Raw genomic sequence first — 25,965 nt, 5'->3', positions numbered from 1 at the left:
TGAAGTGGGGGTTTCTCGTGTATCACCTTCAAGAGATTCTTAACACGAGTGGAGTTGACACAGCTGCCTGATGGCACAACCCCTCTATTCCATCGGCAAACGCCTTTGGAACTGCTTTTTTTAAGATGTTATAGGAACCATTCACATCTGCGTTTAGTAATTTGTTCTTTTTCGTACGATACAAGCCACGCGTGATCCGTTTTCCACTGAATTTAGGAATGTCTTTCTCACCGTAAGTGGGGATATCATCATTATCTAGAAAAGATGCCTTGCTTGTATACGATTCTTCCACGACTTGTACAAGAATACCTTTCCGTTTTGCCTTATAGGTGATCATTTCAATGAGTAGATTATGTGGGATATGGCAAAAGAATTGATTCTGTCGGTTTCCCATATCACTATTTTGTTTCCATGATATATTTTTCCCAATCACAATCATAGAAATCTCATGTTGAACTGCGAAATGAACAATTTGATAACTGATTTTGTGAAAGAAATCTTTTATTTTGAGAAATCGTTTCTCATGAAGCCTCTCCAAACGCTTTGATGTGTGTGGTCCTTCTTTTGGTTCTTTTCCATGACGAAGAATACCCGTTAAATAAGCCTTTTTCTTGTTGTAGTATTGATTCATACTTTTAATTACATTGCCCTTTACTAACACAGGAGTAGCCCCTGTATTCGTTATGATAGTTGCAATGTTATTGATTCCTAAGTCAATACTCATATAACGGTTGTTTTCAACACCCTCAGGTGCTGGTTCGGACTGTTCTGTCACAATTTCAACTTTAAACTTCCCGTAAGTAGGAGAAACACGTACCTCTTTGAGATTGCCAATCCGCCCAAACAATTTACCAACATTTAATTTTATGCTTGTTTTTGGAAAACGAATGTATTTATCTTGAAGTTTACATACTTGATTTGTGAATACAATTTCTCTCATAGATGATCTAATATATTTGGGAATGCGAGGTCTACCAGTAAAAGTGGAAGGATGTTTTTGGTATGCCTTGATGGAAGCGAAGAATGATTTCCAGTTTTGATAGAGTTTTTTCATGACCGCTTGATTCGTTTGCGCTGGCAAGTTTATATAATCTTGTTGTTTCATTGTTTTAAACAAGCAATCTAGAAAGTTATAAGATAGAAACGATTTCTCTTTTGTTGGGAATGTAAAGAAGTTACATTTCATTTCTTTTTGTTCTTTAACAGGTTTTTCTTTTTGTTTTTGCAAGCGTTTTTGATACGCACGAAGTTGATTTTCATTCATGGTTTCAATATGTGTTTGTAATGTATGGAGGACTTCTTGTTGAAGTGGTTGTAATGGTTTACCGGAATGTAAGGCAGTATATACTTGGCGAATATAGAAGTTTGTTATATTGTAGAGATTTTTTGCGTTTTCACACATTTCTAGGAAGTAAGAGTATAATTTGTGACCTTTCTTAATCCAAATTTGATAGGTTGCATATTCTTTTTCTTTTGTCATCATGTTCACCTCCTACTTTTCTTCATGATACTACAAAACAGCCAAAAAGAACATACATTCGTAATACCACGAAAATATTTTTACAAATGCGATGGCAATTCATCTCCACCTTAAACTAGGCTATGCCCTGCACGTTTTGAAGATGGAGTTTTCTTGCCAATTTTTCGATAAATTAGGAATCTATGAAAAGATAACATTCCTAATTTCGTACTATAGTGTCGATACATTTCACCGCATCTTTATGTTAAGTCCACTGGTAACACTCTTCTTTACCCAAAAGTTCGTCTCTTAGTTCCCGCCGTAGGTCAATCAAATTGTACAGATTACCTTTTTGAACTACCACGAAGACTTTATATTTTATTCTCTTCATTCATTTCATAGAAATATTTCCCATTATCTCATGCTCATCAAGTCAAGAATTCATAATTCCTCACAACAAAAATTAGAAGTACTGAAAGAGGACTTCACACAAGCAGAGGTTTTTGTTAAAAATATGAAGAAAGATAATCCGTATTTAATTGCAGATATGAAACGGATAAAATCTTATTTATAATCATCAAAAATAAAGCATCTCTTCTTTCAAGAGATGCTTTATTCTGCCCTTCTTGCTGCTTGCTGCAACGGATCCCACACACTGTTGTAAGGAGGAGAGTAACTTAAATCTACGTCTTCTAAATCGTGAATCGACATTTTATGGAACAGTGCCATCGCAAGTACATCTACTCTTTTATCCACGCCCTGCTCTCCTATAAACTGTCCGCCTAACAATTGCTGTGTGTCTGTTCGATACAATAATTTCACATGCAGTGGTTTCTTACTCGGATAATACCCCGCTATGTTTGTCGCATCAATTTTTACAATTTCATATGGTATTTGTAATTGTTTCGCTTCTTTTTCATTCAAACCTGTTCGGCCTAATGTTATATCCATAAATTTCATAATCGCTGTCCCGACAATCCCTTTAAACGCTCTTCGTTTATCAACCATGTTCAGTCCTGCAATTCGCCCTTGTTTGTTTGCCGTTGTTCCAAGCGGGATATGGTCATGTTTTTCTTTTATAATGTGGTACTGCGTAGCACAGTCTCCTGCTGCATAAATGTCCTCTATATTTGTTTGCATATAAGCGTTAACTTGGATAGCACCTTTTTGATTTTTAATTATTCCTGTCCCTTCTAGAAAATCAGTATTTGGTTTGACTCCAACTGATACTAAAACAAGATCTGTTTTGTACATTCCTTTATCTGTTTCCACAGATTCAACATGTTCTTTTCCTTGAAACGATTTTACATTTTCATCTGTCAGTATCTCAATGTTATGCTTTTTCGCTTCTTCATGAATGTATGCTGCCATATCCTCATCGAACACGGTACCCACATGTTGATTCCGTTCAATCATACGCACTTTTTTACCGAGTTCAACAAATGTCTCTGCCATTTCGAGACCGATTGGCCCGCCGCCAATTATCGTAACATGTTCAACTTTCTGATTATGAAGTGTCTCCATAATTCGCTTTGCATCCGGAATCGTTTTTAATACATGAACCCCTTGTAACTTACTCCCCCTCCAGTCCGGCATAATCGGATGCACTCCCGTCGCAATTAATAAACGGTCGTATTCATATTCGAATGGTTGTGATGTTTGCGTATGTATGCCGCACACTTTTTTACTTGCTGGATCTATACGCGTAACTTCATGATACACTTTGGCATCAATGTGATACTTGTTCCGAAATATATCAACGTCCCTGGCAATTAGTTTTTCAGTAGACTCAATCACTCCGCTAATCGCATAAGGAAGACCGCACTGCGCATACGAATATATGTCGCCTTTTTCTAAAGTTATTACACTTGCTTCTTGGTCATTACGAACAATTTGCATTGCTGCACTCATTCCGGCTGCATCTCCACCTATAATAACGTATTTCACGATACCACTCCTTATCATCATCTATCGTTTACATTTCCCATATTTTTCATTTATCAGTCATTTTTTTATATTCTTCATTAACATTGTGAGCCCTTTTTTAACAGCAGTTTATACAAACATTCACCTTCAATCATTCTTCCGGCATCTTCAAATCCAATACTTTCATACAGTTGTTTTGCAACTAAATTTTTCGATTCAAAAGATAGAAAAATTTTATGACAATCAGCACCTGTTCTCATCTCTTCGATTACTTGTAATAACGCCATTTTGCCATACCCATTTCCTTGATATTTATGATCGATCATGAGTCTGCATATTTCAAAAAAATGATGTTGTTCACAATAGCCATACATCGTAAATCCAACCATCGTTTCATCGTTGTATATCGCCTTCGTTATCCACCCTTTTTGAATTTTCGACTGGGCTAGTGATAAAGTGAAACTTTCCTCAACGAACGGTTCTCTCGTTGAGGATTAGTTGAACCAATCGGGCTTTTACGGGCAGTTGTCCCCAATCTATCTTCTTCGCTCTCCTCTGCCTCTTGAGTTTGGGATCTTACTGCCCGTTAATGCGGGATAGTGCATTTGAAGCAACAAACTCTTCACAAACGAAATGTTTATCTTCTTTATTCGTAGTTAAGAATATACACTCTAGCCAATTCTCATTTGTAATATCTCGCAAGCTTATACTCATTCCATGCTCACTCTCTCTTCTTTAGTCTACAAAATTATATATTTCTACAAACAAAAACACTTCTCCTATAAGAGAAGCGTTTCTTTACATAATCAAATACCACACCAAAACCTCCCCTACCACAATCAAAACAGCACCAAAAATCATAAGCGTCGTCTTCTTTAACAACTCATTTTCACGAAATGGAATGTTACATAAATAAGCGCCAAGCGTAATTCGTGATGGACAAGCAATTGTAGCAAAAGAAGAACTTGTATTTTGCACCGTTGTGACAAATTGCCACGGAAGTCCCACATTTTGCGCTGTCTGCATTTGTAATTTAATAAACATCGCGTTTGACCCGGCATTACTTCCCGTTAAAAAACCGCCAATACCACCGATAAATGGTGCAACAAAAACAAACATCATTCCAAATGTATGACCGGCTGCTTCTGCTAATAACATATGCATACCTGATGCACCCATTAGTTCCGAAATGGCAATAAACATGGTCGTTGTAATCGCAAATGGGATCCATTGTTTCACTGTTTGCTGCAATGACTGCTTTATTATAATAGAAGGAACTCGGAAGAAAATAATGGTAAATAAACACGTAATCCCAAGCCAAAACCCTGGTGAATACAATAATTCAAGTTTGTAAGAATAAGATGGTAGGTTCATAACCACATGTGATTGCAGAGCACTATGAAACGATGGAATCAAACGAGAGAACAATATACAGACTGTCAAAAATAAATACGGGCTAATAATCTTTACAATAGAAACTTCTTGCTGCTCGGCAGCTGCATGTTCTGAGTACACTTCCTTCTGTTGCCTTGCCGTCATTTTAATGATGATAAATCCAAATGTTATCGTTACAATTGCACTTAAAATCCCAGCTAATTCAACGCTCACATATGCATTGGACAAATAAATAGATAACGAGAATAACAGAAAAAATCCCGTTGCTTCTTTCCATTTTTGTACCACCGCTGACCAGCCGCCAACTATATATAAAGAAAGCATGATAAAATACGCAAATATCGGGACACTTAATAACGCTGTACCAGATCCAAGTTGTACTAAAGGCATACCAATAAGCCCTGATCCAATAATTGTTCCCGTTGCCATCGCTCCCCATGAGCTTGCCAATAAACCAATAAATGAAAGTAAAACTGCTTGAAACGGCTTATAACCAAGCGAAAGAAAAATAGGAGCCGCCACCATAAAGCCAATTCCAAATCCGCTTACCGATTCAATAAGAGGACAAATTCCAAAACACATAAGCATCATTTGCAATAAACGATCATGTGTAACATGTTCCATAAAACGAGCAACTTGATCGATATACCCCATTTTATTCATAAGGTGAAATAAAAAAATGCCGAAGAATAAAACATATCCGACGATAAAACAAATTAAACCGCCTTTAATTGTTGCATGGACAACCTCACCAATTTGCAATCGAAACGCCGGTGTTAATAAAACGATTCCAATACATACAACATAAGAAATTAATGAGGCTTTAAGTGATGTTTGCTTGAATACAAATAAACAAATAAAAATCATCATAATTGGAATAAGAGCCAGCAATACTGCCATACAATCATCTCATTTCTTTGAAGATACAATTTGTATTTATTATATAATAGAAGAAAGAATTTTCAATCAATTAAGAAGTTGTTTTAATTATCTATTTCTCGACTCAAATAGAAAGGAGAGGCCACCTTAACAAGCAGCCTCCCCCTTCTACTCCACCGCAGCAATAAGCTCACGAATTTCATCTTGCTTTTCATTTTCTAACAGCTCAATCACTTTACTTCCGACCACAACTCCATCACATACTTTAATCATTTCTTCTATTTGCTCCGTTGTTGATATGCCAAAACCTGCAACAACTGGAAGCTGAACATTCGCTTTCACCTTTTCTAAGTAAGTATGCAATTCTTGCTCGAAATCACGTCGCACTCCAGTTACACCAGCTACTGTAACAGCATATACAAATCCTTGTGATTCGCTTGTAATCTTTTGAATGCGCTCAATCGGACTTGTTACTGTTACAAGTGGAATAAGAGCAATATGTGCCTCACGTAGTAATGGTGCAATTATATCTTGTTCTTCATACGGAAGATCCGGAACAATAATCCCGTCGACACCTGCCTCAATACATCTTCCAACAAAACGTTCTTTTCCAAATGCTAAAATAGGGTTTACATATGTCATGAGTACAAATGGAATTTGCACTTCTCTTCTCACTTCCGCAAGTGCTTGGAAAATGCCTTCAAGCGTTGTTCCGTTTTCTAACGCTCGTTTTCCAGCTCTTTGAATCGTTGGTCCATCTGCAACTGGATCAGAAAAAGGAATTCCAATTTCAATAATGCTTGCCCCGGCTTCATCTAAAAAACGAATTTGTTCTTGTAAATCGCCATCTCCACCCATTACGTACGGAATGAATGCTTTTTTCCCATTTTGAAATGCTGCAGTAATTCTTTCTACTCCCATCATTTACACCTCTTCCATATAACGTTTTATACTTTCAACATCTTTATCTCCGCGTCCTGATAAACAAATGACAAGTCCCTCATCACTTTTCATGGCCTGCGCTAATTTAAGTGCATACGCCACAGCATGTGAGCTTTCTAATGCTGGGATAATCCCTTCTTTTTTCGTTAATAGCTGAAAAGCATGCAGCGCTTCCTCATCTGTTATTGAATGATAAGATACACGGCCAATATCTTTTAATAAACTATGCTCTGGACCAACCCCCGGGTAATCCAATCCTGCCGAAATCGAATGCGCCTCTTGAATTTGTCCTTCTTCGTTTTGCAGAAGATACATCATAGATCCGTGCAAAACGCCAACGCTTCCTTTCGTTAATGTTGCAGCATGTTTCTCTGTATGAATTCCCTTACCGGCTGCTTCTACGCCGTAAAGAGCAACTTCTTCATCTTGTACAAATGGATAAAACATTCCCATCGCATTACTGCCGCCGCCAATGCAGGCTACAACTGCTTCTGGTAATTTCCCCTCCAGCGCTGCATATTGCTTCTTCGTTTCCTTACCGATAACACTTTGGAAATCACGTACGATTTGCGGAAACGGATGCGGCCCAAGGACAGATCCCATTACATAGTGCGTATCATGTACATGTGCAACCCAGTAGCGAAGTGCCTCATTTACTGCATCTTTTAACGTCCCGCTTCCTGCTGCGACGCTTTCAACTTTCGCACCTAATAATTCCATCCGAAAAACATTTAGCTTTTGGCGTTTCACATCCTCTTCTCCCATGAAAATAACGCACTCTAAACCGAGCAAGGCACATACAGTTGCTGTCGCTACCCCGTGCTGACCAGCCCCAGTTTCCGCCACAACTTTTTTCTTACCCATTCGCACTGCAAGAAGCGCCTGCCCAATTGTGTTGTTAATTTTATGAGCTCCTGTATGATTTAAATCTTCTCGCTTTAAATAAATTCTTGCTCCGCCGCAATACTTCGTAAGATTTTCCGCAAAATAAAGAGGTGTTTCTCTCCCGACATATGTTTGTAAATAATGCTCTAACTCTTTCCTAAACGCTTCATCTTGCATTGCTTCTTTATATGCTTCTTCTAACTCTAAAACAGACTGCATTAACGTTTCTGGAACGTAACGTCCTCCATAAATCCCGTAATGACCTTTTTCATCTGGATATGCATATTTCATCTGTAACACTCCTTCGCTTTTGTTATAAATTTTTTTATTTTCTCGGTATCTTTTTTACCATCTGTTTCTACACCGCTGCTCACGTCAACCATATATGGCTGAACGATTTCAATCGCTTCTGTAATGTTTTCAAGGTGTAATCCACCAGCTAATATACATTTTTTTTCAATCGTATTTGACCGTAATAACTCCCATGAAAAAGTTTTGCCATTTCCACCATGAAACTTGTCTTTCGGACTATCAAATAATATAAAATCAGTTTCATATTCTTGTGCTCGTTTTATATCTTCACTCGAACTTACACCAACCGCTTTTATAGACGGAATATTCAATCTTTCAATATGATGATTTTGTTCATCCCCATGCAGTTGTACATGTGTTAAACCACAATATGTTGCAATTTTCTGGATCACGTCGATTGATTCATTTACGAAAACGCCTACTTTCATTACATTCTCCGGAAGCTCTCCAATAATTTGTTTTGCTTGTTCGGGAGTGATTTTCCGTTTACTTTTCGCAAATACAAATCCGATGGCATCAACACCGTATTCACAGGCGATTTTTGCTGTTTCTACATCGGTAATACCGCAGACCTTTACTTTCATATCGTCACCTTTATCGATTGAAAAAAGTCTCCGACAGACGGTGCTGTCATGAATGCTTCTCCGACAAGAATTCCTTTTGCGCCTGCTTCCTTGACACGTATAATATCTTCTTTTGTATGAATACCGCTCTCGCTAATCCAAAGTACATTTTGTTCATTTAACCGTTTCCCAAGCTTTTCCGTTGTACGTAAATCAACTTCAAATGTTTTCAAATTTCGGTTGTTTACTCCAATGACGTCAGGATTTAGCTCTAGTGCTATTTCCAATTCTTCTTCATTGTGAATCTCTACAATCGCCTCTAAGCCGAGCTTCTTTACATACTCATACAGTTCGAATAATTTTTCCTTTGTTAATGCAGCAACAATAAGTAAAATGAGATTTGCTCCCGCATCATATGCCCGGTCAATTTGGATTCTATCAATAATAAAATCTTTACATAAAAGTGGTACATTCACATGTGCTCTTGCCGTTTCTAAATCATAAAAAGAGCCTTTAAAAAATTGACCATCTGTTAAAACGGAAATTGCTCCTGCACCATTTGTTTCATAGAGCTGAGCTTGTTTAGCAACATCAACATGTAAATTGATATCTCCTTTAGACGGTGAAGCACGTTTTATTTCTGCGATCACAGTAAATTGCTGCAGCGCTTCTACAAGGGAATATGATTTACAGTTTTTCTTTACTGGTATATACGTTTCATATAACACGGCTACTTCTTTCTTTTTTTGCTCGATAATTTTCGTTAAAATCGTTTCCATTTACTTCACCCTCTCTAGTTTTTTGTTACTTTCAGCAACTAATAAATTTAATTTTTCTAACGCCTTTCCAGAATCGATACTATGAGCCGCTAAGCGAATACCATCTTTAATTGTTTCTGCTTTTCCGTTTGCAAAAAGAGCAAGCCCTGCATTGAATAACACTGTATCACGGTATACGCTCTCTTCTCCGCGCAAGACGTTTAATGTAATATTGGCATTTTCCTTTGCATTTCCGCCTCTAATCGCTTCATTTTTCACACGAGAAAATCCATACTCTTCTGGGGAAATACTCACTTCGATAATTTTGTTATCTTTTAAAATTGCGGCGTGATTTTCTCCTTGCAAAGATGCTTCATCTAAAAATCCACTCCCATTTACAACAATCGCTTGTTTTCTGCCAAGCTTTTGCAGTACCTTTGCTACTGGAAGTAACATCTCTCGTTTGTAAATACCGACGAACTGTGTTTCTAAGTGAATTGGATTTGTAAGTGGTCCAATCAAATTAAAGATTGTTGGAACATTTAATTCTTTTCTTACCTTCATAATGCGGCGCAGTGCTGGATGCATCGCCGGTGCAAATAGAAAAGCAATCCCGACTTTCTCTAACAAATAATCAATTTGCTTCGGCGAACATGCAATGTTCACACCGAGCTCCTCTAATAAATCTGCACTTCCCGTTTTACTAGAAACGGCACGGTTACCATGTTTCGCAACCTTTACGCCGGCACCAGCAAGGACGAAGGCTGATGTTGTACTCACATTAAATGTTTGCGCCCCATCACCGCCCGTTCCGCAATTGTCCATCGCACCTACAATATGATTAGAAAATGGCAATGCTTTTTCACGAAGAGCGCGAACAAGGCCGTATATTTCATCTGCCGTTTCTCCCTTTGCTTTTAACACTGCTAAAAAAGCAGCAATTTCACTCTCTAAAATATCCTCGCTTAATAGTGCAATACCCGCTTCATACATTTCATGTTCCGTTAAATTTTGCCTCTCTACTAATTTTCGAAGATAGCGATTCATACTCTCTCCACCTCTTTCACATTAGATAAAAATGCCTGTATTAATTTCCCGCCTTCTTCAGTTGCAATTGATTCCGGATGAAACTGTAATCCGAAAAGCGGATAATAATTATGACGAACTGCCATGATTTCTCCGTCATCCATCGCCGTAGCTAATACATCAAAACAATTAGGAAGCGTATGCGACTTTGCTACGAGTGAATGGTAACGCATCACTGTCAGCGGCTGTTTTACGTATGAAAAGATCGATTTACCGCTATGTTTCACAAGTGATGTTTTCCCATGTTTAATCTGTTCTGCTTGCACAATTTCTCCGCCAAAAGCAGTAACGATAGCTTGATGACCAAGGCAAATCCCCAGAATCGGAATACTTTTATAAAAGTGTTGAATTACTTCAATACAAATCCCCGCATCTTCTGGTCTTCCTGGTCCTGGAGAAAGAATTATTGCTTGCGGCTTCATTCCCTCCAATTCCTTGATCGTCACTTTATCATTACGTATTACAACGATGTTCTCTGCGTAAGCACCTAACAATTGATACAAGTTATATGTGAATGAATCATAATTATCAATAAGGACAATCATTTCATTACCTCCAAGAGCGCTTTTGCTTTATTTAATGTTTCTTCATATTCAGATGCAGGATTTGAATCATATACAATACCAGCCCCAGCCTGTACATATGCTTTTTCATCTTTTACAACCATTGTTCGTATCGCAAGTGCCATGTCCATATTCCCCGAGAAGGAAATATAGCCAACTGCTCCGGCATATACATTTCGTTTTTCTGTTTCTAATTCATTTATAATTTCCATTGCCCTAATTTTTGGAGCTCCTGACACAGTTCCTGCCGGTAAGCAATGCGCTAACGCATCAAAGCAGTTCATATTTTTTCGCAATGTTCCGGAAACTTCAGATACAATATGCATTACATGCGAATACTTTTCAATTTTCATATATTTATCTAATTGAACTGAACCGATCTCACTCACCCGTCCAATATCATTACGTCCTAAATCTACAAGCATCATATGTTCCGCTTGCTCCTTCTCGTTTGCAAGCAGTTCCTTCGCTATCTTTTCATCCTCTTCTTTCGTTTTTCCGCGCGGCCTTGTTCCTGCGATTGGATTCGTCATGACCTTTTCATCTCGTACAGAAAGCAAGCTTTCCGGTGAAGAGCCCAGTACGACGTAATCTTGAAAATCAATATAAAACATATAAGGAGATGGATTCGCGGTGCGAAGCCTGCGATATAACGCAAATGGATTCCCTGCAAAATCACTTTGCAAACGCTGTGATAACACAACTTGAAAAATGTCACCAGCATGAATGTATTCCTTTGCCTTTTTAACCATTTCGTAAAACTTTTCTTCTGTTACAGAAGATGTAAATGATAAGGAAGTACACAGCTCTTTCACATGTTCTTCTGATTCATGTAACAATGCCTGTTTATACACTTGCAGCCGCTCATAAACTCCTTCATACGAGTCCGTATCATCGGCTTGGTACACATATACAAACGATAGTTTTTGTCGCAGATGATCATATACAACAAACATACGATAAAGCAGCACATGTACTTCTGGAATGTTTAATGGGTCAGACAACATTTCTCCAATATCTTCGTATTGCCGAATGACATCATAGCCAATATAGCCAACTGCTCCTCCGCAAAACGGAAATGGGCTCTCAACTTGATTAGGTGCAAGTACTCTTTCCAGTTCCTTTAATATGTTTCCGTTTACCTTTTCCGTCACATCATTTATCGTAATCTGTACTTCCTTGCCAATACTTTTGATTTCACCGTAAGGATTGGACCCTAAATAGGAATAACGCCCTTTATCTTGATGAAGCTGCGAGCTTTCGAGTAAAAAATTTTTCTCCCCTTTCATACGGCGATATAAAGCAATCGGTGTCAAACTATCGCCTTCTTCCTCCTGAATAACAAGAAAAGGTTTCCCTTGTTGTTTTCGCATCATAAATTGTTCTTTCGTTATCATGACTGTCACCTCTCTGCCTAAAATAAAAAAGTCCCCTGCATATGGATATATGCAGAGGACGATAAAATTACCGCGGTACCACCTCTTGTTGGATGCAAAGCATCCCGCTTTTTCAGGTACAATATTATACCCAATCCTTGTAACGGCGGAACCCGGGTTGCCTACTTATCGTTCAGCATACCTCTCGTAAGCCCATTCCGTACTTGGCACCGCACCGGGCTCTCAACTACCCCCGGCTCTCTGGAACGTCTCCAATGTACGTACTCTTCTTACTCATCGATTTATCATATTCTTTTTTTTCTATACAAAAAGGGAGTACTCATCCTATAAAAAGGACGGGTACTCCCGTGGTGCCACCTTAATTCGTTACAAAAGTAACGCACTTTTCCGTATCGAAATACAATACGTGTCTCTTGTAACGATGAGATCTTTTCGCCAAAGCCTACTTCTTTCGTTTCGGTTTGGAAGCTCCGAAGCCCATTCCATATTACTTTCATACTGATTCGCACCAACCATCAGCTCTCTGCCATGTCCATAATATGTACTCTTCTTCATCAACGCTTACGTTTTTAAATTTGAACTCATTATATGCTTTTCTTTTTTTAGAAGTCAATACTTTCCGAAAAAATTTTTTATCTATACGTTAAATATTATATTGATAAAACGTGTTATCTTTATGTGAAAATAATAAATACTCTATAAAAATAGCTGTTTATCATCAGAAAATTTTATATCAAAAAAATAAAATACCCTCAGAAAACACTTACATTTCTGAAAATTCTTATTTGTATATGGAATTTTACATATAATCATGTTAAATTATAATTATGCACTACATCAAAAGATACTACTTAGGAAAGGGGACTTACATGAATACACAAATTTTAATTTCAATTTCGATCTATATGATCGGGATGTTAGTAATCGGCTACATTGCCTACAAACGAACATCAAACTTAACAGACTATATGCTTGGCGGGCGTACATTAGGCCCTGCAGTAACAGCACTAAGTGCAGGCGCTGCTGATATGAGCGGCTGGCTATTAATGGGGTTACCCGGTGCTATGTTTGCAACAGGTGTAAGCAGCAGCTGGATTGCGATTGGTTTAACACTCGGTGCTTACGCCAACTGGTTATACGTCGCTCCTCGCTTACGTACCTACTCTGAACTTGCAAACAACTCAATTACAATTCCAGAGTTTTTAGAACATCGCTTTCATGATAAATCTCATATGCTACGCCTTGTTTCCGGACTTGTTATTATGATTTTCTTTACATTTTATGTAGCTTCGGGATTAGTTTCAGGTGCTGTTCTATTTCGTAATACATTTGGAATGGACTATCACACAGGACTTTTCATCGTTGCCGCTGTTGTTGTAGCTTATACGTTATTTGGCGGTTTCTTAGCTGTAAGTTGGACAGACTTCGTGCAAGGGATTATTATGGTTGTCGCACTCGTCTTAGTTCCAATTGTAACAATTATGCATGTAAATGGGCTTGGACCAGCATTTCATACAATTCAATCTATTGATCCAAACTTATTAAATATTTTTAAAGGTACTTCTGTACTCGGCATTATTTCCTTATTCGCTTGGGGTCTTGGTTATGTTGGACAACCTCATATTATCGTTCGCTTTATGGCTATTTCATCTGTAAACGAATTAAAAAGTGCTCGCCGCATCGGAATGAGCTGGATGATTTTCTCTATCGTCGGCGCTATGCTTACTGGACTAATCGGGATTGCATATTATGCTGACATGGGCAAAAAATTAGCAGATCCAGAAACGATTTTCATTGAACTTGGAAATATTTTATTCCATCCACTTATTACTGGTTTCTTACTAGCTGCTATTTTAGCAGCCATTATGAGTACAATTTCTTCACAGCTTCTTGTTACATCAAGTGCTGTAACAGAAGATTTATACCGTACATTTTTCCGCCGTTCAGCAAAGGACCGCGAACTTGTTTTTGTAGGACGTATGGCTGTTCTAGCAATTGCTTTAATTGCAAGTGGACTTGCCTTTAAACAAAATGGCACAATTTTAGCACTTGTTGGTTATGCTTGGGCAGGTTTTGGTTCTTCATTTGGACCAGTTGTTTTATTAAGCCTATACTGGAAGCGAATGACGAAATGGGGCGCTCTTGCTGGTATGATTGCCGGGGCAACAACCGTTATTACGTGGACACAATTTCAATTTTTAAAAGATATGTTATATGAAATGATTCCTGGTTTCGCTGCTAGCTTACTTGCTATTATCATTGTAAGCTTATTAACAAAACCAGCAGAAAACGTTCAAAAAGACTTTGAAGAATTCGAAAAAATAGCTTCTTAATCTCAGAAAAAAATAATCCCCGCCTCTATTATATAGAAGCAGGGATTATTTTTTCTCGCTTACATACTGAATTTTCTGGAAATTAACAAATTCTTTATGTTATCTTAAATTAATCCTAACATTTTTTATGTATAGTATAACTAAGAACATTATACAGAAGGGAGACCACACACATGTTATCATCATTTCGCCTACAAAAACACTTTACAACTTCTTCATATGCTAAAACACAAACAGCTACACCTCATATTAAAATTGTTCCTTCTGTTGTGCCGGTCATCGGCGTACAACTGCACAAAGCTAAATTAAAGCTAAAAACTGGACAATGTGCAGAACTTACAGCAACTGTCTTTCCTTCCGAGGCAAGTAACCAAGACGTTATTTGGACGAGTACTAGTCCTCATATTGTAGAAATTAGCACTGCACAACATAAAGCAATCATAACAGGAAAACAAGCTGGACGAGCTGTTATTATTGTCACAACTGCAGAAGGAAAATTCCGTGACCTATGTACCGTCCACGTTCAGCCGTATATGACACAACCAAAATAAAGTGAAACTCCCATCAGTGGGAGTTTTTTTCATCCCCCACCTACCTTCTTCACTTTTCTCTGAATCTTGAGTCCGTTCATGCGGGATAAAGTGAAACTGCCAATAACGGGAGTTTCATTTCTGTTCAACTTTATTGCATGGTAATAACTACGTCTTTTGCGTATATACTGCACCTTCTACTCGCTCTTTATATGCGCTCTTTTGCTGTTGCAGTAAAAATATAGATACACCGCATAATACAAGAAGACTTCCTGCCACTTGCATTACATTTAGTTTTTCACCTAGTAAAAAGAAAGCAAGTATTGTTGCACCAACAGGCTCCCCTAAAATACTCATAGATATTGTCGTCGCATTCACATAATTCAATAGCCAGTTATGAATCATTTGAGATACAGTTGGTACAGTTGCAAGTAAGAAAAATACAGTCCAGTCCCCTGATGAATAACCTGTAAATGGAATTTGCAGCATCATGTTATAAGCACTTAAAAATAAAGCTGCAAATGTAAAGACAGTAAAACTATATATCCAGTGGGACACTTTTTTTACTGTTGTTTGCCCAATGAACAAATATCCAACCACTGCAATTACACTTAAAAATGATAGTATATCACCTAAGATAGCTTCCCTACTCAGTCCTAAGTCTCCCCATCCAATACACCCTACACCAATAATTGCAATTCCCATTGTCACAAGTGCAACGAGTGTTGTTCTTTCTTTAAATAGGAAAAATCCTCCCACAAGAGATACGAGCGGCTGCAGTGCTAAAATAATCGTAGAACTTGCAACGGTTGTAAATTTTAACGATGCAAACCATAGAAGAAAATGCAATGCTAAAAAGAAACCAGATCCAATTAAAAATCCCCAGTCCTTCTTCTGAATCCTCGTAAATTCCTCTCTTCTCTTCCAAACTATAGGAAGCATAATAAGCACAACAATCCATAAACGATACATACTTAAAATAGAAGATGGTGCTGTAGACATTTTTACAAAAATAGCCGCAAATGAAATCGTAATAATCGAAATCGCTAACGGCAAGGCAATCGATTTGGGCTGCTTCATATGTCATCTCCTTATCTATGCAAAATTCCTATTTCATTATAGCTCCTTTCTTCGATTACTGAATACTAATTTTTTAGATTCTTCTCATTCTTATGCTAAAATAAAATTGTAGTAACTTTTGAATTAGGGGAGATTACAAAATGGCACAAACAATAGGGAAAATTGAAGAACTTACATTTTACAGTAAATCATTGCAAGAGGAAATTTCGCTTCTCGTTTATTTACCAGCAAATTTCACGCCGCTTCATAAGCACACCATTGTTATTGCACAAGATGGAAAAGATTATTTTCAACTCGGCAAAGCACATCGCGTTTTAGAAACACTTCGTGAAACAGAAGAAGTTGATCGAACTATTATTGTTGGTATTCCATATAAGGATGTACACGATCGAAAAGAAAAATATCATCCAAACGGATCGCAAAATGACATGTACATTCGCTTTTTAGCTCACGAGCTTGTTCCGTATATAGATGAGAAGTACCCAACGTATCAAATGGGGAAAGGACGCGTTTTAATTGGGGATTCTTTAGGTGGTACAGTTTCATTTATGACAGCTCTAATGTATCCGCATACATTCGGTAAAGTGATTATGCAATCACCATTCGTTAATGAATCTGTGTTAGAACGTGCCAAAACATTTACGGAGCCGCAAACGTTAGATTTATACCATATTATCGGTACAGAAGAAACAAATGTAAAAACAACTGATGGCAATATTTCTGATTTTGTCGCACCAAACCGAGAATTACATGCTCTTCTCACAGAAAAAGGATTTACAACCTATTATGAAGAATTCGATGGTAATCACACGTGGAAATATTGGCAAAAAAACTTGCCGCATGCATTTTCTCATATGTTATCAATGAAATAATACACAGTATTTTTCAGAATCATCTGATATAATAAAAGGAAGTTCTTTTTCATAAAGACATTTTACGTTCAGACAAGGGGAGGAATTTAGAGATGAAACTAGGTATTGTAATTTTTCCATCAAAAATGATTCAAGATAAAGCAAATGGTCTGCGTAAGCGTTATGATCCACATTATGCATTAGTTCCACCGCACATTACATTAAAGGCACCTTTTGAAGCAGCGGATGAACAGCTTAGCGCTATTGTAGAAGAGCTGCATACAATTGCAAGCAAAGCAAACACGTTTACACTACATGTTGGAAAAGTGAGCTCGTTTGCACCTGTAAATAATGTTATTTACTTTAAAGTGGAAAAAACACCAGAATTAACATTTCTAAATGAAGAAATGCATAGAGGTATATTCACACAAGATCGCGAATATGCTTTTGTGCCACACCTTACAATTGGACAACAGTTATCAGATGCAGAACATGCTGATATTTTAGGTCGCTTAAGAATGAAAGATTTCTATTATGAGCAACCGATTGATCGTTTTCATTTAGTATATCAATTAGAAAATGATACATGGACAGTATATGAAACATTCCATCTAGGAAAGGAGCAACAATAATTTGCAAATTATTGTCGTACAAAATGAAAAGCAGCTAGAAGATGCATTTTCCGTTCGTAAACAGGTTTTTGTGGACGAGCAAAATGTTTCGGCCGAAGAAGAATACGATGAATATGAAGATGTCGCAAAACATGTTGTTTTATACGATGATGGTGTTCCAGTTGGTGCTGGGCGTTTCCGTATCGTCGATGGTTTAGGGAAAATGGAACGCATTTGCGTCTTATCCTCTCATCGCGAAAAAGGGGCCGGTAAAATCATTATGAATGCATTAGAAGCTCTTGCGAAAGAAGAATCTCTTCCAAAACTAAAGCTTCATGCTCAAACACATGCTGAGCCTTTTTATAACAAGCTTGGATACGAAACGATTTCTGATGTATTTATGGAAGCCGACATTCCACATGTTGTAATGATAAAAAAATTATAAAAGAAGCGCTAATTAGCGCTTCTTTTATAATTTCTACAAACATCTTGCGCTTTACGCACGCGCCCTCATCACTAAGTCGATATTATATAGAAAAGGCCCTGACAGCTTCTACGCCTGGCCAGATCCTCTCCCCCTCCTAAAAAGAAAAGGGTTTTTAAGTAGATTTTTCAATTTGTATTTATATACTTCAAATTGAACCACATTACTGCCCTACTTTTTTACATTGCTATTTCCTCTATCTTCCGATAAAGTTATAAGTTGATGCTACTTATTGAAGGTGAAATTATGACTAAGGAAAATTTTTCGCAAAAATCATTAACACATTCGAATATACCTCGCGCAACTTATCATATTCCGAAAACATCTACCGATTTAATTAATCAAAATGATGCTGATGCTATCTATTTTCGTGCTCTTGAAGAACAAGGAATATATTTAAATGAAAAGCAATTAGAAGCTGTTCGTCAAACAGAGGGACCCGTTCTAACATTAGCTGGAGCAGGCAGTGGGAAAACATCTGTCTTAACAACGCGCGTTGGCTATTTAGTCAACGTAAAAGGTGTTCACCCGCGGAACATTTTATTGCTTACGTTTACTCAAAAAGCAGCGGAAGAAATCCGAAGCCGCGTAGCAACATTACCTGGTATGACACGCGCAGCAAGCCAATATCTTGTTGCCGGTACGTTTCACTCTGTTTTCTTAAAATTACTTCGCAGCCAAGGATATAATCAACAAATTTTAGCAAACGAAAAACATAAACAAATTATCATAAAGAAAATTTTAAAAGAACTTCGTTTAAAAGATGACTATGATGCGGAAAGTATGCTAGCGATGATTTCACTTGAAAAAAATAAATTAAATAGACCAAAAGATGTACAAGCAAAAACACCTGTTGAACGTGAATTTCAAGAAGTGTACAGCCGCTATGAAGACGTAAAGCAAAGTCACGGTTATTTAGATTTTGATGATATTTTACTTGAAACATTCTATTTACTAGAAAACAATGCCGCATTATTAACACAGCTGCAAGGGCGCTTTCATTATATTGAAGTGGATGAATTTCAAGATACATCATACGCCCAGTATGAAATTATAAAACTATTAGCAGCACCGCAAAACAACTTGTTTATTGCGGGCGACGATGACCAAGCGATCTACGGCTGGCGCGGAGCTAGTCATCAAATTATCCTTTCTTTCCCAAAGGAATTTGATGATACAACCATTATTACTTTAAATACAAACTATCGCTCCAATCCATACATTGTAGGACTTGGCAATGAAGTCATTAAGCTGAATCAAGAACGATTTAGCAAAGAATTATATACCGTTCACGAAGAAGGCGTGCAGCCATTTTATTCAAGACCAGCAACAACATTGGATGAAGCAAATCAAATTTTACAACTCATTCAAGAGAAAGTAGAACTTGGTGAACGAAATTATTCAGACTTTTGCTTACTATATCGGACACATTCTGTAAGCCGCTCCTTGCTCGATCAGCTTACAATTCATAAAATTCCGTTCATCAAATATGGAGCGAGCCAATCATTTTATGAGCACTCACTCATAAAGCCTGTATTAGATCAATTGAGGCTAGCCTTTGAACCTTTTCGCTTAGAGTCACTCGCAAGCATTTTGCCAACAATGTATATTGGGCGCGATGAATGTATATCATTTATTGAACGAGAACAATGGAAATACGGTGAAGGTCGCTTCCCTTCCCTTTTACATTTTCTTTTACTTAATCCAAATTTAAAGCCGTTCCAAGTAAAGAAAATTAATGATCGTATTGATTTTCTAAAATTCATTAAAGAGCTCGAACCGAAAAAAGCATTAAAAGAAATTATTAAAGGAAAAGGGCAATATTTGGACTATCTGCAAAGTAATGACCGCTCTTCTTTTACAATGCAAAAAGAAATACAAGAAGAAATGCTTGAGGAACTCATTGAATCTGCAAATCGCTTTTCGGATATTCCGGCATACTTAGAATTTATAAACACAGCTATTCAAAATCAAAAAGAAATGGAAACATTAAAAACAAGGACGCAGCAAGATGCTGTCTCGCTTATGTCTATTCATAACGCCAAAGGCCTTGAATTTCCATGTGTTTTCTTACTCGGTGCAAGCGATGGTATCCTGCCCCATTCATCTTCCTTAAAAGATGCAAATGATCGTGTCACTGATACCTCAGAAGCATTAGAAGAAGAACGGCGCTTAGCATACGTTGCTATTACCCGCGCAAAAGAAGAATTGTACATTTCTTCTCCGCAGTTTTTTAGAGGAAAAAAACTTGATGTTTCGAGATTTTTATTTTTGACGAGAGCTGACCTACAAAAAGCAAAATAACAAATGAAGCGGCTTCTGCTTGAAAAGCCACTTCATGAAACTTTCTGAAATACAGTCATCCTTCAAAATAAAAAATACCCTGTTTTTTCTTACCCACAGGATAAACAGGGTACTTTTTGTTTAAAAGCGAACTCATTATTTACACGTTTCATTATCTAGAATATCTATTTTTATTTCCACCGCAGTTACAACCTTTTTTCTTCACATATCCTTGCTGTTCCAGTTGCTGTTGTCCTTGCTGTCCTTGTTGTTGCTGCTGTCCTTGTTGCTGTTGCTGCATTTGATACCAATATTGAAGATTATTATATGGATTAGGTTGCTGATACTTCGACATGGCAAACATCTCCTCTATTTTTTAACGCTCTTTTTACTATATGAACAACCATTTTATTTCGTTCCTTCATTTCTCAATCATTCAGCCATCGACTCACAATCGTTTCAATAATTGCTGCAACCCCAGCAACTGCTGACAATAAAATAATAGGCTCCGCTACTTTAGGAATCCATGCATAACATAAAAGTAATATAGCGCTCACCCATATTCCTGTACACCAATAGCAGCTTAACAATTCGCCAAAAAATTTACGTATGCCTGCTTCTTTTATTTTCATATACGTTGAAACCGTACCATCCTCCTCTGTAATCTGTATTTCGTCAACAAAAGGTGCACGTATAAAAGAGGCAATCTTATCATAGACCAAAAGGCGCGTTAATCGAAATACTGCACATGAAAAAATAAAAAACACAAGCCAACTCTCAAAAAGCAAATTCCTCATCCCCTTTTCATACCATCTAAATACAGGCTCATCCTTTGAAAAAAACAACTTGGGAGCAGTAACCGATTTACCTCGCATTCAATATTCTAATAGTGTAAATCAAAACTTATGATAAGGAGTGAAAAGAATGGGTAACAATGATGACAAAAAGGTTTTGAACATCAATTGCGTATGTGATGTTGTAAACTTCATCAATGAATTACAAGACTGCGCAACAACCTCATGCCCAACAGGATGCGATGTTCCATTCCTTGGTGCACATCAAGGCTCTAGACTCGCAAATACTCGCCCATTTGTTTTATTTAACGGCCAAGGGACTGCATTCGGGGTATATATTGCTACTACTGGAGCAGACACTTTTTCTTCCATTTTGCGCGTAGAAAGCGTAGATGAATGCTGTGCAGTATTACGTGCATTAGAAGTACAAAATGTACCGGATGGTCAAAATCCAATTTCTTATTTCTTAAGCACCCCTACTGCTACACTACAAGCAACAAATTCTGTTGTAACTGTTGATTTAAATTGTTACTGTGCAATTCAATGCTTACGTGACGTACACGTTTCAGGCGTATAATGTGTAAACCAAAAAACTATTGAGGTGGTAGGATTCCTACCACCTTTTCGACATTATAGTCCCATTATGCGAATCGATACGACCTCTTCCATATCTAAGCTAAAATTCCCAATTTGGTTCGGTGCCACCATTTGAAGCATCCCATTTTCATAAGACGAAATAACCCCTACATAAGAAGTTTTTTCTGTTTTTACCATACATTTCACTTTTGGTATATAATGTGGTCGATTTAACAAGAAATAAATTTTCTCTTCATTATTCATATCTTTAAACGATTTATTCTGCCACGTGCTACTTGAAGATTCTACAAATTGTTCATCATTTTGTTTTTGCTGGTTCTCTTCCGTCACATCCGTTTGCATATTATGTTGGTCAACCGCGGTTCCCTCTTCTATAACGGGCTCAGTCTCTTCTGTTACATCCGTTTGCATATTATATTGATTAACCACGGTTCCCCCTTCTATAACGGGCTCAGTCTCTTCTGTTACATCCGTTTGCATATTATGTTGATCAACCACGGTCCCCTCTTCTATAACGGGCTCAGTCTCTTCTGTTACATCCGTTTGCATATTATGTTGATCAACCACGGTTCCCTCTTCTATAATAGGCTCCATCTGTTCGCTGTTTTCAACATGCTCTTTTTCGTTCTCCTTTGTTTCAGCGGTTTGTTCTGTCTGTTTCACAATGACAGTCCGCTGCACGTGGTGCTGGAATTTATGTAGATCCAAATGTTGAATATATAATAACGGTTGATTTTTCTCTTTCTTTACTTGTTTATCCGCCATCCCCAATCCTCCTTTTTTACTGAAACGTACGTTATTACAGTTATATTCATATAGGGCGGAGAAGTTTCGTTAAAAATCGATTCTTTATTTATCTATCTACATAAGGTATATTTCCTATTTCTTTAAAATCAGGAGTCTGTCTATAACATTCTTCTTATTCTTTTCATTAAGTAGAATTAGAGATAGAAGGAGTAACTATGCCAGGAAGTGTAAAGTAAATTCCAGTAAATATAAAAAGGAGCATTACGCGTCAATCGGAGAAACTATGAGATATCTGTTCTCCATTCTTTACGTGATAAGTTACGTTAGTTATAGATGCAAATTGATATAGAAATCCTGATGAAGACTCACTAAGAGACCTTAAAGAACGATATGGCTACGAAAATTTAGGACTATCTTTAGATGTAGAGTCTATGATCGCAATACTACAGAAGGACTTATACCAATCTTTAAATCAGTTGAATATAACAATTCCCCCAAATCCTAAAGTATCTATACACCTTATCGGAAATTCCATATGGATCTTAAGATTAGTTATATAGTCAAAAAGCAACCAACTTCTTAAAATACAAGAAACTAGTTGCTTTTTTAGATTCTTCGGACCAATTGATTAAGGCATTTGTTTTATAAAGTGAAACTTCCATAAGTGGGGGGTTTTTTCATCCCCCACTTATGGAAAGCTCTCACCAATCGGGCATTTACGGGCAGTTATCCCCCACCTATCTTCTTTGCTTCTCTCTCCATCTTGAGGTGGGGGTCTTACTGTCCGTTAATGCGGGATAAAAAGCAGCGCCAGCATTTCGAAAAAAACGCTAAGCAAATTTTTATAAGAAAAAAGCCGAAGATAAATCCATTAAAAATATTCCGGTTCTCCAATATTTAAATGTCGCAAGAAGAGTCCAACATTGTGTGGGCTCTTTCGCATATACTAATTATGCTTTGTCATGAATTGAAGTAGAAATAAGTATTGAACAACATCTAAAGTAATACTTGAATTTATATATAATAGACTTGTAAGCTAGTATATTATTTTAAGATTTTATAAGAAAAATTGATTGATTAACCTATCTGAAAGATATTTACACTAGCAGATACGGCTGTTAAAGATCCTCCTTCCGCATTCGAAAGTGTTACAGTTCCAGTTGTAGAAGTATCGTTCACCAAAGTTAATGTAGATGGAACAGTTGTTACTGTAAAGACAACAATACCGCTATTTTGAATGTGACTTACTGCAGTTCCATATCGACCACCCGGAATTGGTGTACCATTTAGTTCAAAAGAAAATTGATTTTCATGTATACATGTCAAATTAAACTCTGCTGCATATGTTCCTGTTGCATGAATTACAATATTTGCAGTACCTGCTATGTGTGTCAATGCTGTTCCTATTATAGGGCCATTTGCATTGAAGGTAATTGCACTTCCTACTGCAACTGATTGATTAGTAGTATCATAAGTATATAGATAGTTAGTTACTGCTAATCCAGCAGAACCAGTTGCTCCGGTTGCTCCGGTTACTCCAGTTGATCCCGTAATTCCGGTTGATCCGGTTACTCCGGTTGATCCCGTAATTCCGGTTGATCCCGTCACTCCTGTTGATCCGGTTACTCCAGTTGATCCCGTAATTCCGGTTGCTCCCGTTGGTCCAGTAATTCCAGTTGCTCCCGTTGGTCCAGTAATTCCAGTTGCTCCCGTTGGTCCAGTAATTCCAGTTGCTCCCGTTGGTCCAGTAATTCCAGTTGCTCCGGTTGCTCCTGTCGCTCCGGTTACTCCTGTTGCTCCGGTTGCTCCTGTTGCTCCGGTTGGTCCAGTAATTCCAGTTGCTCCCGTTGGTCCAGTAATTCCAGTTGCTCCTGTTGCTCCTGTAATTCCTGTTGCTCCTGTAATTCCAGTTGCTCCGGTTGGTCCAGTAATTCCAGTTGCTCCGGCTACTCCCGTCTCTCCTGTTGCTCCTGTCGCTCCGGTTACTCCTGTTGCTCCTGTAATTCCTGTTGCTCCTGTAATTCCAGTTGCTCCGGTTGGTCCAGTAATTCCAGTTGCTCCCGTCTCTCCTGTTGCTCCTGTTACTCCTGTTGCTCCGGTTGGTCCAGTAATTCCGGTTGCTCCTGTTGATCCTGTCGCTCCTGTTGATCCTGTTACTCCCGTTGCTCCCGTTGCTCCTGTTGCTCCGGTTAGTCCAGTAATTCCGGTTGCTCCGGTTACTCCTGTTGCTCCCGTTGCTCCTGTTGCTCCGGTTGGTCCAGTAATTCCAGTTGCTCCCGTCACTCCGGTTGCTCCGGTTGCTCCTGTCGCTCCGGTTACTCCTGTTGCTCCGGTTGGTCCAGTAATTCCAGTTGCTCCCGTTGCTCCCGTTGGTCCAGTAATTCCAGTTGCTCCGGCTACTCCCGTCTCTCCTGTTGCTCCCGTCTCTCCGGTTACTCCTGTTGCTCCTGTAATTCCTGTTGCTCCGGTTGGTCCAGTAATTCCAGTTGCTCCCGTTGATCCCGTTGCTCCCGTCACTCCGGTTGCTCCCGTCTCTCCTGTTGCTCCTGTTACTCCTGTTGCTCCGGTTGGTCCAGTAATTCCGGTTGATCCTGTTGATCCTGTCGCTCCTGTTGATCCTGTTACTCCCGTTGCTCCCGTTGCTCCTGTTGCTCCGGTTAGTCCAGTAATTCCGGTTGCTCCTGTTACTCCTGTCGCTCCTGTTGATCCCGTTACTCCCGTTGCTCCCGTTGCTCCTGTTGCTCCGGTTGGTCCAGTAATTCCGGTTGATCCTGTTACTCCTGTTACTCCAGTCACTCCTGTTGATCCTGTCGCTCCGGTTACTCCTGTTGCTCCTGTTGCTCCTGTTGATCCTGTTGGTCCAGTAATTCCAGTTGCTCCCGTTGCTCCCGTTGCTCCCGTTGGACCAGTAATTCCGGTTGCTCCCGTTGATCCTGTTGGACCAGTAATTCCGGTTGCTCCCGTCTCTCCTGTTGATCCGGTTGGTCCAGTAATTCCAGTTGCTCCTGTTGCTCCTGTTGATCCTGTTGATCCTGTCGCTCCAGTAATTCCGGTTGCTCCCGTTGCTCCGGTTGGTCCAGTAATTCCCGTTGCTCCTGTTACTCCCATTGGACCAGTATCTCCTGTTGCTCCCGTTGCTCCGGTTGATCCTGTCTCTCCCGTTACTCCTGTAATTCCGGTTGGCCCTGTTACTCCGGTTGCTCCTGTCGCTCCAGTATCTCCCGTTGCTCCGGTTGATCCTGTCTCTCCCGTTACTCCTGTAATTCCGGTTGCTCCCGTTGCTCCGGTTGGTCCAGTAATTCCAGTTGCTCCTGTTGCTCCGGTTACTCCTGTTACTCCCATTGGACCAGTATCTCCTGTTGCTCCTGTATCTCCTGTTGCTCCTGTAATTCCAGTTGATCCTGTTGCTCCGGTTACTCCCATTGGACCAGTATCTCCTGTTGCTCCTGTAATTCCTGTTGCTCCTGTAATTCCCGTTACTCCTGTATCT

The 25,965-nt window shown here is 38.6% G+C and carries 23 protein-coding genes, 2 pseudogenes and 2 other annotated features; of the genes and pseudogenes, 8 read left to right on the top strand and 17 right to left on the bottom strand.

The genetic code is table 11. The features are described 5' to 3' along the window. Positions 1-28: 28 nt before the first annotated feature. The 12 genes and pseudogenes from ACFQZ1_RS26575 to trpE form a co-directional block, all read right to left on the bottom strand. Complete coding sequence (locus ACFQZ1_RS26575) at positions 29-1,480, bottom strand: RNA-guided endonuclease InsQ/TnpB family protein (protein WP_377885217.1); 1,452 nt, start codon at positions 1,478-1,480, stop codon at positions 29-31. 591 nt (positions 1,481-2,071) lie between these two features. Then, positions 2,072-3,406, bottom strand: a complete 1,335-nt coding sequence (locus tag ACFQZ1_RS26570) for an FAD-dependent oxidoreductase (RefSeq protein WP_377885200.1) — start codon at positions 3,404-3,406, stop codon at positions 2,072-2,074. A 77-nt stretch (positions 3,407-3,483) separates the two neighbouring features. After that, a pseudogene (locus ACFQZ1_RS26565) lies at positions 3,484-3,822 on the bottom strand (GNAT family N-acetyltransferase); the annotation flags it as partial. 139 nt (positions 3,823-3,961) lie between these two features. Beyond that, positions 3,962-4,099 carry a hypothetical protein gene (locus ACFQZ1_RS26560; RefSeq protein ID WP_377885199.1) on the bottom strand — a complete coding sequence of 46 codons (138 nt, stop codon included), beginning with the start codon at positions 4,097-4,099 and terminating at the stop codon, positions 3,962-3,964. A gap of 84 nt (positions 4,100-4,183) precedes the next feature. Beyond that, positions 4,184-5,680 (bottom strand): L-lactate permease, encoded by a 1,497-nt coding sequence (locus ACFQZ1_RS26555; protein WP_377885198.1) that lies wholly within the window; start codon positions 5,678-5,680, stop codon positions 4,184-4,186. 147 nt (positions 5,681-5,827) lie between these two features. Beyond that, the gene (gene trpA / locus ACFQZ1_RS26550) at positions 5,828-6,580 is read right to left on the bottom strand and encodes a tryptophan synthase subunit alpha (RefSeq protein ID WP_377885197.1); all 753 of its coding nucleotides are present in this window, start codon (positions 6,578-6,580) and stop codon (positions 5,828-5,830) included. Between the two features lie 3 nt (positions 6,581-6,583). Beyond that, positions 6,584-7,777, bottom strand: a complete 1,194-nt coding sequence (gene trpB / locus ACFQZ1_RS26545) for a tryptophan synthase subunit beta (RefSeq protein WP_377885196.1) — start codon at positions 7,775-7,777, stop codon at positions 6,584-6,586. Next, the gene (locus ACFQZ1_RS26540; RefSeq protein WP_377885195.1) at positions 7,774-8,382 is read right to left on the bottom strand and encodes a phosphoribosylanthranilate isomerase; all 609 of its coding nucleotides are present in this window, start codon (positions 8,380-8,382) and stop codon (positions 7,774-7,776) included. The genes trpB and ACFQZ1_RS26540 overlap by 4 nt, the downstream gene beginning before the upstream one ends. Next, positions 8,379-9,140: an indole-3-glycerol phosphate synthase TrpC gene (trpC, locus tag ACFQZ1_RS26535; protein ID WP_377885194.1), complete on the bottom strand. Its 762-nt coding sequence runs from the start codon at positions 9,138-9,140 to the stop codon at positions 8,379-8,381. Before trpC ends, ACFQZ1_RS26540 begins: the two co-directional genes overlap by 4 nt. Continuing rightward, complete coding sequence (gene trpD / locus ACFQZ1_RS26530) at positions 9,141-10,166, bottom strand: anthranilate phosphoribosyltransferase (protein ID WP_377885193.1); 1,026 nt, start codon at positions 10,164-10,166, stop codon at positions 9,141-9,143. It lies immediately after the preceding gene. Then, entirely contained in the window at positions 10,163-10,750 is a 588-nt protein-coding gene (locus ACFQZ1_RS26525) for an anthranilate synthase component II (RefSeq protein WP_377885192.1), read from the bottom strand. The genes trpD and ACFQZ1_RS26525 overlap by 4 nt, the downstream gene beginning before the upstream one ends. Then, positions 10,747-12,165: an anthranilate synthase component I gene (gene trpE / locus ACFQZ1_RS26520; protein WP_377885191.1), complete on the bottom strand. Its 1,419-nt coding sequence runs from the start codon at positions 12,163-12,165 to the stop codon at positions 10,747-10,749. Before trpE ends, ACFQZ1_RS26525 begins: the two co-directional genes overlap by 4 nt. Before the next feature lie 51 nt (positions 12,166-12,216). Further along, positions 12,217-12,451, bottom strand: a binding site (T-box leader). Positions 12,452-12,493: 42 nt separating this feature from the next. After that, positions 12,494-12,732: a binding site (T-box leader), on the bottom strand. Positions 12,733-13,034: 302 nt separating this feature from the next. Here trpE and putP point away from each other — a divergent pair. After that, positions 13,035-14,498: a sodium/proline symporter PutP gene (putP, locus tag ACFQZ1_RS26515; protein WP_377885190.1), complete on the top strand. Its 1,464-nt coding sequence runs from the start codon at positions 13,035-13,037 to the stop codon at positions 14,496-14,498. A gap of 173 nt (positions 14,499-14,671) precedes the next feature. Beyond that, on the top strand, positions 14,672-15,049 hold the full coding sequence (locus ACFQZ1_RS26510) for an Ig-like domain-containing protein (RefSeq protein WP_377885189.1): 378 nt from the start codon (positions 14,672-14,674) through the stop codon (positions 15,047-15,049). Positions 15,050-15,196: 147 nt separating this feature from the next. On the opposite strand, the gene ACFQZ1_RS26505 is transcribed toward ACFQZ1_RS26510, so the two are convergent. Next, positions 15,197-16,108 (bottom strand): DMT family transporter, encoded by a 912-nt coding sequence (locus ACFQZ1_RS26505; protein ID WP_377885188.1) that lies wholly within the window; start codon positions 16,106-16,108, stop codon positions 15,197-15,199. Positions 16,109-16,248: 140 nt separating this feature from the next. Between ACFQZ1_RS26505 and ACFQZ1_RS26500 the strand changes: the two genes are divergently transcribed. From ACFQZ1_RS26500 to ACFQZ1_RS26485, 4 genes are all read left to right on the top strand, one after another. Then, positions 16,249-16,980, top strand: coding sequence for an alpha/beta hydrolase (locus ACFQZ1_RS26500; protein ID WP_377885187.1), 732 nt, complete (start codon positions 16,249-16,251; stop codon positions 16,978-16,980). A gap of 92 nt (positions 16,981-17,072) precedes the next feature. After that, positions 17,073-17,591 (top strand): YjcG family protein, encoded by a 519-nt coding sequence (locus tag ACFQZ1_RS26495; protein WP_377885186.1) that lies wholly within the window; start codon positions 17,073-17,075, stop codon positions 17,589-17,591. Position 17,592: 1 nt separating this feature from the next. Then, positions 17,593-18,015, top strand: a complete 423-nt coding sequence (locus tag ACFQZ1_RS26490; RefSeq protein ID WP_377885185.1) for a GNAT family N-acetyltransferase — start codon at positions 17,593-17,595, stop codon at positions 18,013-18,015. 285 nt (positions 18,016-18,300) lie between these two features. Further along, positions 18,301-20,358, top strand: a complete 2,058-nt coding sequence (locus ACFQZ1_RS26485) for an ATP-dependent helicase (protein WP_377885184.1) — start codon at positions 18,301-18,303, stop codon at positions 20,356-20,358. 151 nt (positions 20,359-20,509) lie between these two features. On the opposite strand, the gene ACFQZ1_RS26480 is transcribed toward ACFQZ1_RS26485, so the two are convergent. Both ACFQZ1_RS26480 and ACFQZ1_RS26475 read right to left on the bottom strand, forming a co-directional pair. Continuing rightward, a complete protein-coding gene (locus ACFQZ1_RS26480; RefSeq protein WP_377885183.1) occupies positions 20,510-20,701 on the bottom strand; it encodes a cytochrome C oxidase subunit III in 192 nt (63 codons plus the stop codon). Between the two features lie 64 nt (positions 20,702-20,765). Further along, the gene (locus ACFQZ1_RS26475) at positions 20,766-21,125 is read right to left on the bottom strand and encodes a DUF1360 domain-containing protein (protein WP_377885182.1); all 360 of its coding nucleotides are present in this window, start codon (positions 21,123-21,125) and stop codon (positions 20,766-20,768) included. A 136-nt stretch (positions 21,126-21,261) separates the two neighbouring features. Between ACFQZ1_RS26475 and ACFQZ1_RS26470 the strand changes: the two genes are divergently transcribed. Then, a complete protein-coding gene (locus ACFQZ1_RS26470) occupies positions 21,262-21,708 on the top strand; it encodes a CotY/CotZ family spore coat protein (RefSeq protein ID WP_377885180.1) in 447 nt (148 codons plus the stop codon). A 53-nt stretch (positions 21,709-21,761) separates the two neighbouring features. Here the strand turns inward: ACFQZ1_RS26470 and ACFQZ1_RS26465 are convergent, their stop codons facing one another. After that, on the bottom strand, positions 21,762-22,493 hold the full coding sequence (locus ACFQZ1_RS26465; protein ID WP_377885178.1) for a CotO family spore coat protein: 732 nt from the start codon (positions 22,491-22,493) through the stop codon (positions 21,762-21,764). A gap of 234 nt (positions 22,494-22,727) precedes the next feature. On the opposite strand from ACFQZ1_RS26465, the pseudogene ACFQZ1_RS26740 reads away from it, so the two are divergent. Then, a pseudogene (locus ACFQZ1_RS26740) lies at positions 22,728-22,990 on the top strand (hypothetical protein); the annotation flags it as partial. Between the two features lie 562 nt (positions 22,991-23,552). Here the strand turns inward: ACFQZ1_RS26740 and ACFQZ1_RS26460 are convergent. Beyond that, positions 23,553-25,965 (bottom strand): beta strand repeat-containing protein (locus ACFQZ1_RS26460; protein WP_377885177.1); only part of this gene is annotated, 2,413 nt, incomplete at its 5' end.

The organism is Bacillus sp. CGMCC 1.60114, from assembly GCF_042676365.1.
Classification (GTDB): domain Bacteria; phylum Bacillota; class Bacilli; order Bacillales; family Bacillaceae_G; genus Bacillus_A; species Bacillus_A rhizoplanae_A.
Note: the sequence above shows the minus strand (reverse complement) of the source record. Positions and strands in the feature narration are given on the sequence as shown.

What these genes read in the sequence shown, in the direction of transcription:
- ACFQZ1_RS26575 (WP_377885217.1), bottom strand. Translation starts at nt 1,480, where the DNA reads ATGACAAAAGAAAAAGAATATGCAACCTATCAAATTTGGATTAAGAAA.
- ACFQZ1_RS26560 (WP_377885199.1), bottom strand. Translation starts at nt 4,099, where the DNA reads ATGAGTATAAGCTTGCGAGATATTACAAATGAGAATTGGCTAGAGTGT.
- ACFQZ1_RS26555 (WP_377885198.1), bottom strand. Translation starts at nt 5,680, where the DNA reads ATGGCAGTATTGCTGGCTCTTATTCCAATTATGATGATTTTTATTTGT.
- trpA (WP_377885197.1), bottom strand. Translation starts at nt 6,580, where the DNA reads ATGGGAGTAGAAAGAATTACTGCAGCATTTCAAAATGGGAAAAAAGCA.
- trpB (WP_377885196.1), bottom strand. Translation starts at nt 7,777, where the DNA reads ATGAAATATGCATATCCAGATGAAAAAGGTCATTACGGGATTTATGGA.
- ACFQZ1_RS26540 (WP_377885195.1), bottom strand. Translation starts at nt 8,382, where the DNA reads ATGAAAGTAAAGGTCTGCGGTATTACCGATGTAGAAACAGCAAAAATC.
- trpC (WP_377885194.1), bottom strand. Translation starts at nt 9,140, where the DNA reads ATGGAAACGATTTTAACGAAAATTATCGAGCAAAAAAAGAAAGAAGTA.
- trpD (WP_377885193.1), bottom strand. Translation starts at nt 10,166, where the DNA reads ATGAATCGCTATCTTCGAAAATTAGTAGAGAGGCAAAATTTAACGGAA.
- ACFQZ1_RS26525 (WP_377885192.1), bottom strand. Translation starts at nt 10,750, where the DNA reads ATGATTGTCCTTATTGATAATTATGATTCATTCACATATAACTTGTAT.
- trpE (WP_377885191.1), bottom strand. Translation starts at nt 12,165, where the DNA reads ATGATAACGAAAGAACAATTTATGATGCGAAAACAACAAGGGAAACCT.
- putP (WP_377885190.1), top strand. Translation starts at nt 13,035, where the DNA reads ATGAATACACAAATTTTAATTTCAATTTCGATCTATATGATCGGGATG.
- ACFQZ1_RS26510 (WP_377885189.1), top strand. Translation starts at nt 14,672, where the DNA reads ATGTTATCATCATTTCGCCTACAAAAACACTTTACAACTTCTTCATAT.
- ACFQZ1_RS26505 (WP_377885188.1), bottom strand. Translation starts at nt 16,108, where the DNA reads ATGAAGCAGCCCAAATCGATTGCCTTGCCGTTAGCGATTTCGATTATT.
- ACFQZ1_RS26500 (WP_377885187.1), top strand. Translation starts at nt 16,249, where the DNA reads ATGGCACAAACAATAGGGAAAATTGAAGAACTTACATTTTACAGTAAA.
- ACFQZ1_RS26495 (WP_377885186.1), top strand. Translation starts at nt 17,073, where the DNA reads ATGAAACTAGGTATTGTAATTTTTCCATCAAAAATGATTCAAGATAAA.
- ACFQZ1_RS26485 (WP_377885184.1), top strand. Translation starts at nt 18,301, where the DNA reads ATGACTAAGGAAAATTTTTCGCAAAAATCATTAACACATTCGAATATA.
- ACFQZ1_RS26480 (WP_377885183.1), bottom strand. Translation starts at nt 20,701, where the DNA reads ATGTTTGCCATGTCGAAGTATCAGCAACCTAATCCATATAATAATCTT.
- ACFQZ1_RS26470 (WP_377885180.1), top strand. Translation starts at nt 21,262, where the DNA reads ATGGGTAACAATGATGACAAAAAGGTTTTGAACATCAATTGCGTATGT.
- ACFQZ1_RS26465 (WP_377885178.1), bottom strand. Translation starts at nt 22,493, where the DNA reads ATGGCGGATAAACAAGTAAAGAAAGAGAAAAATCAACCGTTATTATAT.